The following is an 11,238-nucleotide window of genomic DNA, read 5'->3' as shown; positions in this document are numbered from 1 at the left end:
GGATTCCATGAGCGAAAACATCAAATATGTAAGCGATGCTTCATTCGAAGCAGACGTATTGAAATCTGACGTACCAGTATTGGTCGATTTTTGGGCTGAATGGTGTGGCCCTTGCAAAATGATTGCCCCCATACTGGAAGAAGTTGCCAAAGAATATAATGGCAAGATCGTCGTTGCCAAGATGGACGTCGATGCAAACCAGGCAGTTCCTGCCAAGTTCGGCATCCGTGGTATCCCTACCCTGATCCTGTTCAAAAATGGTAGTGCTGCCGCACAAAAAGTAGGTGCATTGGCAAAAGGCCAATTAATCTCTTTCATTGACAGTAATATTTAAGGTATTATTGCGGTCTGAAACTTTAAAGTTGCAAATAACAAGCTTGTTTGCAGCTTTAAAACAGAGACAAGCTGCCTTGTTTGCCGGTTAGTTGATAGCCATCATTCAAGGCATGCTGATTCAGCCCAATTTTAAGTAAAATTAAATAAAACGAAAACCGAGACAGAAATTCTTTCTATCCTGTTTAATCCGTAGTTCCTCCGTTCACTCCCCCACCCCATAATCCCATCCCGGGACACTCACCATGCATCTATCTGAATTAAAGGCCTTACACGTATCCGCATTATTGGAAATGGCCATAGGACTCGATATCGATAACGCAGCGCGTATGCGCAAGCAGGAATTGATGTTCGCGATCCTCAAAAAACGTGCAAAAGCAGGCGAACAAATTTTTGGCGATGGCGCCCTAGAAGTATTGCCCGACGGCTTTGGCTTCCTGCGCTCGCCAGATGCCAGCTACATGGCCTCGACTGACGATATCTATATCTCTCCTTCGCAAATCCGCCGTTTCAATCTGCATACTGGCGACTCTATCGAAGGTGAAGTGCGCACACCCAAAGACGGTGAACGCTATTTTGCATTGGTGAAGGTGGACAAGGTCAATGGCGAATCGCCAGAAGCCTCCAAGCACCGCATCCTGTTTGAAAACCTGACACCGCTGCACCCGAACAAGGTATTGACCTTGGAACGCGAGATGCGCGGCGAAGAAAATACCACCGGCCGCATCATCGACATGATCGCCCCTATAGGCCGTGGTCAACGTGGTTTGCTGGTAGCGTCACCAAAATCCGGTAAGTCCGTCATGCTGCAACACGTGGCACACGCGATTACCACCAATCACCCTGACGTTACTTTGATCGTTTTGCTGATCGACGAACGTCCTGAAGAAGTAACCGAGATGCAGCGTTCAGTACGCGGTGAAGTGGTCGCATCGACTTTCGATGAACCAGCCACCCGTCACGTCCAAGTTGCTGAAATGGTGCTGGAAAAAGCCAAACGCCTGGTTGAAATGAAAAAAGACGTGGTCATCCTGCTGGATTCCATCACCCGTCTGGCACGTGCTTACAACACCGTCATCCCTGCATCCGGCAAGGTATTGACTGGTGGTGTGGACGCCAATGCCCTGCAACGCCCAAAACGCTTCTTCGGTGCAGCACGTAATGTAGAAGAAGGCGGCTCACTGACTATCATCGCGACAGCCCTGATCGAAACCGGCAGCCGTATGGATGATGTGATCTATGAAGAGTTCAAAGGCACGGGCAATATGGAAGTCCATCTGGAACGCCGCCTTGCCGAAAAACGTGTCTATCCAGCCATCAACCTGAACAAATCCGGCACCCGTCGTGAAGAATTGCTGATCAAACCGGATCAGTTGCAAAAGATCTGGATCTTGCGCAAGTTGCTGTATAGCATGGACGAAATCGAAGCGATGGAGTTCATCCTCGACAAGATGAAAGCCACGAAAAACAACGCAGAGTTTTTTGAAATGATGCGCAGGGGCGGTTAATCCCCCTCCTGTTTTCAGGCTAAAAAGCCGTCACTTTTGTGACGGCTTTTTTTTGCTCATTGATTTGCTAGCTTGCGACTTTCAACAATACTATCGTCACCAAAAATGAAGTATCGCTGAGCGCCGTTACAGCATGCGGCAAACCAGCCTCCAGATACAGCAGATCGCCTGCATGCATGATCCTGGGTCCAGCCTGTAGCTCGATTTGTACCTCACCACTCAGGCATTGTATGGTGATAGGCCCCTGAACATGATGTGAAGGCAGGCTCCTGCCCTGCGCCAGATGCATGCGTATGACTTCCAGATGCTCGTCTTTAAACAAGGCGTGCGCTGGCACTGTCAGTAATTGCGCCTCGGGCAACAACAAATTAGCCATTTCTCCTGAGCGCAAATGTGGCATGGCCATGTTATCTCTCCTTTAGTGCAATCAGATTTGACGCCATGAGCAGCACAGAATTATGTCGCCACATGAAAATCAATAATGATTTCACCAGGCTCTTGCGAAACATAGGCCACTTTTATACCCGTACCAAAGTGTTGTGCGATCTGAGCAAGCAAGGGCAAGGGATTATGGTCATTGCAAAAACGCATGGTTTCTCCCGGCCTTAATGCTGACAAGGCGCCAAAGATTGCGGCATGGCGAAAACGTTTGGCAACGCCACGCGCATCGAATTCATATACGCCATCGGCCAAAACGGGAATAGAACAATCATGAGCCATGATGAAACTCCTTTTAATATAGATGAAAATAAGCAGAAAACACAGGGAGAGTAATTTCTACCCTCCCCTGAATAAATAACTAAAGCTTGCCGGAAGCCTTGGTATAAGTCATATCAAGCGCACTTGCCTGCGTGCGCTTTTGGCCTATCAGCAGGCGCAAGGCAAATATAGCCAGGCAGACGACACCAACAGAGAACACGACGTCACCAGGAACCCGCAACCAGACCAGGGTTTCCATAAAGTGTGAATGGATGACCTCGGGTGAACGTGCATACCACATGCCCTTGCTGATGCTTGCCATGGCCTGGTAAATCCCGGCAGGTACCAACGACATGAACACCATCATTGCCAGTCCTATATTGAGCAGCCAGAACATTGCCTGCAACAATTTATCGGACCACAGCGCGCGCTCAGACAAGCCTCTCAGGCAGAACAGCAGCAAACCTATACCCAGCATGCCATACACGCCAAACAAGGCAGCATGGCCGTGCGCAGCTGTCATATTCAAGCCTTGCATGTAGTACAGGGCAATAGGGGTGTTGATGGAAAAGCCCAGCAAACCCGCGCCAACAGTGTTCCAGAAACCAACAGCAATAAAGCACAGTATCGACCACTTATAGGCCTGCACCCAGGCTGCCGCTTTTGAGCGCTGGTAGTTACGGAAAGCCTCAACACCTATCATGGCCAGCGGCACAACTTCAAGCGCAGAGAACATGGCACCAATGGCAATGACAAAAGTGGGGGTGCCGGTGAAATACAGGTGATGCAAAGTCCCCAGGATGCCACCAAACAGGAAGACGATGGTTTCCAGGATAATTGCACTATTCGCCGTTGCTGCACGGATCAGGCCCAGGCGGGTGAACAGCAGGGCAATCACTGCGGTAGCGAACACCTCAAAGAAGCCTTCTACCCACAGATGCACCAGCCACCAGCGCCAGTATTCAATCATGGAGTAATGGGTATGTGGACCCCAGGTCAGTGAAGTGGCATAGAAACCGCCTATGCACATGGCAGCCAGGAATACCATGGCAATCAGACCACGGCTCTCGGATGGTTTTTTCAGTGCAGGCATCAAGCCGCGTCCCAGCAAGGTCACCCAGAACAACAGGCCGACGAACAGGAGTATTTGCCAGACCCGGCCCATGCTGGTGAATTCCAGTCCCTGATTGCCTATCCAGAAACTGAATTCATTGCCTTTGTGCTGCAGGCTGCCCAGCCAGCCAAATGCGGTGGAGCCGACCACGATAAACAGCAAGGCATAGAACAACACATTGACGCCAAGCTTCTGGAATTTAGGCTCATGGCCAGAAATGGCAGGCGCAATATACAGGCCCGTCGCCAGCCAGGCTGTGGCTATCCACAGGACGGCAAATTGCGTATGTATGGTGCGGCTGACAGTGAACGGCAATATGTCAGCCAGCGGAAAACCAAAGAAGCTGTGGCCTTCGACTGCATAATGGGCAGTAATCACGCCCATGCCAACCTGCGCCAGTATCAAGCCTATGACGACATAGAAATATTTCCTGGTTGCCCGCATGGAAGGAGTAGGCTTCAGGTCAAACAAGGGATCAGCCTTGGGAGGTACGGGATCACTCTCTTCCTTGCTGATGGAGTGATAAAAAATCATCCCCGCAATCGCCGCGATCATCAGTATGACACTGGCGATGGACCAGATGCCTGCACCTGCAGTCGGCGTATTATTGACCAGGGGTTCATGCGGCCAGTTGCTGGTATAGCTGAGGTCAGCCGCGCCCGGTCTGTCTGTGGCGGCGGCCCAGGCCGACCAGAAAAAGAATGCAGGCAAGGCTTGCAAGTCCTTGATTTCTGGCAGGCTGCCTCGGTTCATCGCATATTGCTCACGCAAGTTTTCCAATGAAGGATCATTGCCAAACAAGGCCATATAATGCTGCGCCACGCTTTGTATAGCCTTGGCACGGTCTGCACTCACAGTAATCACATTGCCAGAGGCATCGTGGGTATTGCGCCGCATTTCTTCTTTGAGGCGAGCCTTCAACTCGGCCTGGCGGCCCGGACTAAGTTGCTCATAAGATGTCTGCGCCTCTTTTTGCGCCCAGATATCGAGCAGGGCCAGTGATTCACGGTGCAACCAGTCAGCAGACCAGTCAGGTGCGACATAACTGCCATGGCCCCATACCGTGCCAAGCTGCTGCCCACCCGCAGATAGCCAGGCTTCCTGGCCGCGCCCTACCTGCCCCTCAGAAAATAAGACAGTGCCGTCAACACTGACGACTTGTTTGGGAATAGGCGGCGCAGTCAGGTAAATTTCTGTGCCCACCCAGCCAAGGACGGTAAATGACAGAACACAGATGACAGCGAGCCAAGTCCAGAGTTTACGCGTGGCATGCATGGCGTGATTCCTTATTGGTAAATTGAAAAAGTTTCCTGATACAAAACCTGTTTTGGCGCCCGAGCTATGGCAGCATGGCAGCACAAACAGACTTGCTTCATTAAAGATTCATTTTATATGCATGTATTTAAAGATACAAAACAAATGAATGTTTAATGCAAAACCCTTGATGAAGATCAATTTTCCGAGATTTGTAAGACCAGGCTTATAAACATCTATACTATATGCATCTTAACGAGCCAATGCGGAGTGCTCATACCTCCCATTGCATGCACAGCACTTAGGAACCATGATGAGATTGACCGCATTCACCGACTACACCTTGCGCACCCTGATGTACCTGGCACAACATGAGGACAGGCTGGTGACCATACAGGAGATCGCCGAGTTGCACAGCATCTCGAAAAGCCACCTGACCAAGGTTGTCCATCAACTGGGAATGTCGAACATGGTAGAAACCATACGTGGCCGCAATGGCGGCCTGAAACTGAATCTGCCACCAGAAAAGATTAATATAGGTGACGTGGTACGCAACGCTGAATCTGATTTCGATATGGCAGAGTGCTTTGACCGTCACAGCAATACCTGCTCCTACTCAGGTGCCTGCATTTTAAAAGGCGTACTGAGCCGGGCTACAGACTCCTATCTATCAGTGCTTGATGCAGTGACACTGGCCGACCTGATCGCGCAAAAAAACAGCCTTGGCAAAATACAGCTTTTTGCGGACAAGAAAATAAAGCGGACATGACATACGCCAGTTCAATCAATCTGTTGTTATCAGGCACTGTGCACTGAAAACCATGTCCTGCCCTTAAAAGTTTTCAGCTTCTTATTTCATATCAAGGATTTTTGAGAAAGACACCAGTATTGTGAACAGCAAAGTAATTTCCCTCGGGTTTATAGCCTACACATACAAAAGGTGTTCACATGAAAAACATTTTCAGAGGATTTTTTGCATCCCTGCTTGCACGCATCTTGTTCGTCTCGCTGTTCCTGACTTTGTCAGCGCATGCGGCGGAGAGTAAAGACAGTAAAAGCAACAAAGGCACTGGTGATTTTGGCCCTCCCCAGGGGCCAGTCATACGTGCAGTACTGACCAGCCCACCCTTTGTTCCTCCACCAATAAAACGCAACCATCCGGCAAAAGTCATTGTCGAGCTGGAAGTCGTGGAAAAGGAAATGGCTATCTCTGAAGGTGTGAAATACATGTTCTGGACCTTCGGCGGCACCGTGCCAGGAAGTTTCATTCGTGTGCGTCAGGGTGATACGGTTGAATTCCATCTCAAGAATCACCCCAGCAGCAAGATGCCACACAATATTGACTTGCATGGCGTAACTGGCCCTGGCGGTGGCGCATCTTCCAGCTTCACTGCACCTGGCCATGAATCACAATTCACCTTCAAGGCACTCAATGAAGGTATCTATGTCTATCACTGCGCGACTGCGCCTGTGGGCATGCATGTTGCCAACGGCATGTATGGCCTGATCCTGGTTGAACCACCACAAGGCCTGCCACCCGTAGATCGTGAATACTATGTCATGCAAGGTGATTTCTACACCACCGGCAAATACCGTGAAAAAGGTTACCAGCCTTTCGACATGGAAAAAGCCATCGATGAAAAACCAACCTATGTCCTGTTCAACGGCGCCGAAGGTGCCCTGACGGGTGACAAAGCCCTGACTGCCAAAACAGATGAGAAAATTCGCCTGTTCGTCGGTAACGGCGGCCCCAACCTGGTATCCAGCTTCCACGTAATTGGAGCCATCTTTGATAAGGTACGTTTTGAAGGTGGCAGCAATTTCCAGAAAAATGTACAAACTACGCTCATCCCGGCTGGCGGTGCAGCAGTGGTTGAATACGAGACCAAGGTGCCTGGCAGCTATGTACTGGTCGATCACTCAATTTTCCGCGCATTCAATAAAGGTGCACTGGCCATCATGAAAGTCGATGGCGCAGAGAAGAAGGATATCTACTCAGGCAAAGAACTCGATTCAGTTTATCTGGGTGACCGTGCACAAGCGAATCTGTCTGCGGTCAGCACAGCAGCCAAGGCAGCAGAGAGTGGCACACTGACAGTGCAGGACCAGGTTAATGCAGGCGGACAATTGTTTGCGGGCACCTGCTCAGTCTGCCATCAGGCAAATGGCGCGGGCTTGCCCGGCGTATTCCCGCCATTGGCACAGTCTGACTACCTCAATACTGACCCACAAAGATCAATAGGCGTACTGCTGCGTGGTTTAAGTGGCAAAGTCAGTGTCAATGGCAAAGATTTTGATTCCGTCATGCCTGCCATGAACCAGTTGAATGATGACGAAGTCGCCAATATCCTGACTTATGTCCTGAATAGCTGGGGCAACAAGGGCGGACGCATACTGACCAGTGAAGTCAAGGCCGAGCGTGCCAGGGCTGTGCCTGCCAAAGCAGCGGCACATTGAAACTCATCAACTGAACGATCCATCGGTCAATAGATCAATAAATAGATCAATAAATAGATCAATATATGGCGAACTGTAACAGGCGTGGCAGCAAATCAAAGTTAGGGCAGGCTTTGCTGGGGACGGTCTTCTTGCTGGCTCCTGCGATTATCTGTGCCGCTGAATATGTTGCCATTCCTGGCAAGCAGTTCGCCAGTGTATTGTCTGGGCCCAATGTAAAGGACATGGCCAGGGTCCCATCCTTTGCCATGCGCACCAGCCCGGTAACAACGGGGGAATACCAGCAATTCCTGCACATCCATCCTGAATGGCAGCGGGATCAGATCGCCTCTATCTTTGCAGATGCCAGCTATTTGCATGCGTGGGCATCGGCAAGTGATGTGGGGAATGAAAAGAAATTGACGCAGGCAATTACCAGCGTCAGCTGGCATGCAGCCCAGGCTTACTGTGAATCGGAAGACGCGCGCCTGCCCAGCTGGTATGAATGGGAGCTCGTGGCAGCGGCAGATGAGCAACATGCCGATGCCCGCAGTGACCCGGCCTGGCGTGCGCGCATACTCTCATGGTATTCAGAATCACCAGCCCAGTCGTCAACCAACATGAGCCATGCGCCAAATTATTATGGTGTCCGGGATATGCATGGCCTGATATGGGAATGGGTCAGTGACTTTAATGCCCTGCTGATCAGCGCTGACAGCCGTACCCAGGGTGATCCGGACAAACTGAAATTCTGCGGTGCCGGTGCCATAAGCCTGCAAAACAAGGAAAACTACGCGATCCTGATGCGGGTAGCCCTGCTGTCATCGCTGACCGGTGCAAGCACGACCGACAATCTGGGTTTCCGCTGTGCGCGCGACCTCAAGGAAGAAAAAAAATGACATCAGCTTTGAACACATGGAAGGCCATTGCGGCCTCTTTTCTACTGCTTGCACTGCATGCACATGCAGGTAGCAGCGAAGCAGTAGCAACAACAAAAGTACAGCCCAAAATACAGTCAATACCAGGTGACTCTGTTTACCGTTTACCGATCAGCCTGGAAAATCAGCAAGCCCAAAACTTCAAACTGGCAGACCAGGCCGGCAATATCGTGATTACCAGCATGTTCTACAACTCATGTGAATATGTTTGCCCCATGCTGATAGACACCATACGCATGCTGGAAAAAAAGCTGGATGAAAAAGAGAAATCTCATTTATCCGTCCTGCTGGTGACCCTCGATCCGGCCAGGGACAAGGTCGCCACTTTGCAATCCATCGCCAAAGCCAGGGAACTGGATACGCAGCACTGGGTGCTTGCACGCACCAGTGAAAAATCCGTGAGACAACTGGCTGCGGTATTAAATATTCAATACCGGCAAATGGACAGCGGTGAATTCAACCATACCAGCGCTCTGATTTTGCTGGATAAAAATGGCCGCATACTCGCCCGTAGCGGCACCTTGGGGTCAGTTGATGATGAATTCTTGCAGAAGATAAAACTCGCACTCAAAGGCCTGGATGCTGGCACTGCCGCTGCGGCGCCTTAAATTAATCAGATTGAGCTGATACAAATCAGCAATTGAGATCAAGGAAAAAAGCCGGGCCACTAACAGGAGTCAGGAGCCCGGCTTTTGCATTAACAAGCGCGCAGATCAGCCACGAACCTGATCATCCGTTTTTTCCTTGTGGATTTTTTTCGATTGATGGTTTTCAGCATGCTGTATGTTGCGCTGTTCAGCCGCGCCGACATGACCATTTTTTGCAGCAAGGGCTTCTTTGTGATCGACTCTTGCCTGACCTTTCTCCAGCTTTGCCACTTCATGATTGGTCAGTTCGCCAGACTTGATGCCATTTTCAACCCGTTGTTGCTGGTTCACATTTCTTTGCACATCAGCCTGCATGCGTTTGCTGGATACTGATTTGGGGTTGCCAACCTGGGCATCATGCTTCTCCACATAAATATCGGCGCTGGCCTTGTCCTGCATTCTGGCCAGCTTGTTTTTTTCCTGCTGGTTCAGTTTGCCATCTTTCAATGCCTTATGCTCTTCACGTGCGACAGCCGCTTCCTCACGCTCCAGTTTGCCAGCTTCCTTGGTCGTCAACTGCCCGGTTTTCAAGCCTTCTTCTATACGTGCTTGCTGGTTCACATTGCGCTGTACATCGCCGCTGACGCTTTGTGCGAATACAGAACCTGTCAGCAAACCAGCCAATAACAAGGGGATAAATTTTGTTTTCATGATGCAATCCTTATCTGGGGTTATAAGTTACTTGTGCTAGTCACATGCCTATAACGACTCATCAGAAAGTGCCGATGACAGCCAAGCTGTAAGTGAGAGTAACAAGCGTAAGTAGCAAAATGTAACGCCTTGAAGAATCGCAAACCCAAAAAGAAACGGGCCAGTTTTGAGACTGGCCCGCTGCTTTACTTTTTTTACTTTATTACATTATCACTTACTTGCTGGCCAAAACCTCAGGCTTGCTCCAGCCTCCGCCCACCGCCTTGTAGATACTGACCACGGCAGACAATTGCGCACGCTTGCTGTCGATCAGGCTGGACTGTGCCTGGTACAGGTCGCGTTGTGCGTTCAAGACTTCCAGATAGCTGCTATAGCCATTCTTGTAGCGCAAATCCGCCAGGCGCAATGAATCTTTCAATGCGACCACCCTGCGCTCGGAAGCCAGGTTGACCTGCTCATTAGCCGCCGTATTATTCAGCGCATCATGCACATCACGGAAAGCGCCCTGCACTGCCTGCACATATTGAGCCAGGGCCTGGTTCTTGCGGGCTTCCGCGCCTTGTACTACCGCACCAATTGCACCGGCACGGAAGATAGGTTGCGCCAGACTGCTACCCAGACTCCATAACAGCGATGCCGGATTGATCAAGTCCTGGAATATCCTGGATTCATAACCAGCAGTCGTCGTCAATTTAACACTAGGGAAATATTGTGACTTGGCCTGACCGATATCTGCATTGGCAGCGACCAGCGCCTGCTCTGCCGACAGGATATCCGGACGGCGGTTCAGCAAATCAGATGGCAAGTCTGCAGGCATCGTCAATTGCTGATGCAGGCTGTCTATTTCATTACCACGTGCAATCACAGGCTGCGCAATCGCACTGGCAGAACGGCCCAGCAAAACAGCCAGTGTCGATTCTATGTTTGACAAGGCTTGCTTGGCTTGAGCATAACTGATGTCCGATGCGGCTGCTTCAGATTCAGCTACATGCAAATCAAGTTCGCTGGTTGCACCTGCCTTGAAACGGCGCTGTTGCAAACGCAGGTTTTCCTGGCGAGTCTTCAAGGTCGAATCAGCCAGGGCCAGTTGTGCATCGGCTGCGCGCAGGCTGAAATAAGTCTGCGCCACATTCGCATACAGGCTGCTTTGCACCAGGCCACGATTGGCTTCCTGCGCCAGCAAACGCGCACGGGCTGCCTCATCGGCACGCGCCAGCTTGCCCCAGAAATCGACTTCATACGAAGCTGTCAGGCTCAGTTGAAAGTCTTTGCTGTACGGGCTGGCACCGGCACCCAGCTTACCGGCATTTTCACTCGTGCGGGTACGGGTTGCGCCGAGGTTAGCATCCACACTGGGATAGCGGTTCGAATTGGCACCGACAGCAACTGCACGTGCTTCTTCTATACGCGCTGCGGCCAGCAGCAAGTCCTGGTTATTTTTGGCCGCTTCATCGAGCAGACCGTCAAGTACTGGGTCCTGGAAGCTTTTCCACCAGGCTGCATAATCAACTGCTGCCAGTTTATTTTGCGTGACCACCACACCGGGGCTGGCCGGAGTTTCCAGCGCCGGGCGCTGGTAGTCAGGCCCTACCGAGGCACAGCCTGCCAGCATCATGCTGGCAACCAGTGTCGTTAATATGAATTTTGTTCCAGACATT

11 protein-coding genes are annotated in these 11,238 nt (G+C 50.8%); 6 read left to right on the top strand and 5 right to left on the bottom strand.

Going from position 1 to position 11,238, the window contains the following annotated elements; genetic code table 11:
• Nucleotides 1-7 precede the first annotated feature (7 nt).
• Both trxA and rho read left to right on the top strand, forming a co-directional pair.
• On the top strand, nt 8-334 hold the full coding sequence (trxA, locus tag UNDKW_RS07100; protein ID WP_162040411.1) for a thioredoxin TrxA: 327 nt from the start codon (nt 8-10) through the stop codon (nt 332-334).
• Nucleotides 335-578: 244 nt separating this feature from the next.
• On the top strand, nt 579-1,841 hold the full coding sequence (rho, locus tag UNDKW_RS07095) for a transcription termination factor Rho (RefSeq protein ID WP_162040410.1): 1,263 nt from the start codon (nt 579-581) through the stop codon (nt 1,839-1,841).
• A 67-nt stretch (nt 1,842-1,908) separates the two neighbouring features.
• Here rho and UNDKW_RS07090 read toward each other — a convergent pair whose 3' ends face one another.
• From UNDKW_RS07090 to UNDKW_RS07080, 3 genes are all read right to left on the bottom strand, one after another.
• Complete coding sequence (locus UNDKW_RS07090) at nt 1,909-2,247, bottom strand: cupin domain-containing protein (protein WP_162058133.1); 339 nt, start codon at nt 2,245-2,247, stop codon at nt 1,909-1,911.
• A gap of 50 nt (nt 2,248-2,297) precedes the next feature.
• Nucleotides 2,298-2,561, bottom strand: a complete 264-nt coding sequence (locus UNDKW_RS07085; protein ID WP_162058132.1) for a DUF2249 domain-containing protein — start codon at nt 2,559-2,561, stop codon at nt 2,298-2,300.
• A gap of 79 nt (nt 2,562-2,640) precedes the next feature.
• Nucleotides 2,641-4,929: a nitric-oxide reductase large subunit gene (locus tag UNDKW_RS07080; RefSeq protein ID WP_162058131.1), complete on the bottom strand. Its 2,289-nt coding sequence runs from the start codon at nt 4,927-4,929 to the stop codon at nt 2,641-2,643.
• A gap of 292 nt (nt 4,930-5,221) precedes the next feature.
• Here UNDKW_RS07080 and UNDKW_RS07075 point away from each other — a divergent pair, with 292 nt between their 5' ends.
• From UNDKW_RS07075 to UNDKW_RS07060, 4 genes are all read left to right on the top strand, one after another.
• Complete coding sequence (locus tag UNDKW_RS07075; RefSeq protein WP_162058130.1) at nt 5,222-5,677, top strand: Rrf2 family transcriptional regulator; 456 nt, start codon at nt 5,222-5,224, stop codon at nt 5,675-5,677.
• 179 nt (nt 5,678-5,856) lie between these two features.
• Nucleotides 5,857-7,365 (top strand): copper-containing nitrite reductase, encoded by a 1,509-nt coding sequence (nirK, locus tag UNDKW_RS07070; RefSeq protein ID WP_162058129.1) that lies wholly within the window; start codon nt 5,857-5,859, stop codon nt 7,363-7,365.
• Between the two features lie 65 nt (nt 7,366-7,430).
• The gene (locus UNDKW_RS07065) at nt 7,431-8,243 is read left to right on the top strand and encodes a formylglycine-generating enzyme family protein (RefSeq protein WP_162058128.1); all 813 of its coding nucleotides are present in this window, start codon (nt 7,431-7,433) and stop codon (nt 8,241-8,243) included.
• Nucleotides 8,240-8,890: an SCO family protein gene (locus tag UNDKW_RS07060; RefSeq protein WP_162058127.1), complete on the top strand. Its 651-nt coding sequence runs from the start codon at nt 8,240-8,242 to the stop codon at nt 8,888-8,890. The genes UNDKW_RS07065 and UNDKW_RS07060 overlap by 4 nt, the downstream gene beginning before the upstream one ends.
• Nucleotides 8,891-8,995: 105 nt before the next feature.
• Here the strand turns inward: UNDKW_RS07060 and UNDKW_RS07055 are convergent, their stop codons facing one another.
• Nucleotides 8,996-9,580, bottom strand: a complete 585-nt coding sequence (locus UNDKW_RS07055) for a hypothetical protein (protein ID WP_162058126.1) — start codon at nt 9,578-9,580, stop codon at nt 8,996-8,998.
• 214 nt (nt 9,581-9,794) lie between these two features.
• Nucleotides 9,795-11,237 (bottom strand): efflux transporter outer membrane subunit, encoded by a 1,443-nt coding sequence (locus UNDKW_RS07050; protein WP_162058125.1) that lies wholly within the window; start codon nt 11,235-11,237, stop codon nt 9,795-9,797.
• Nucleotide 11,238: the final 1 nt, after the last annotated feature.

Origin of the sequence: Undibacterium sp. KW1 (assembly GCF_009937955.1) — a bacterium.
Classification (GTDB): Bacteria; Pseudomonadota; Gammaproteobacteria; order Burkholderiales; family Burkholderiaceae_D; genus Undibacterium.
Note: the sequence above shows the minus strand (reverse complement) of the source record. Positions and strands in the feature narration are given on the sequence as shown.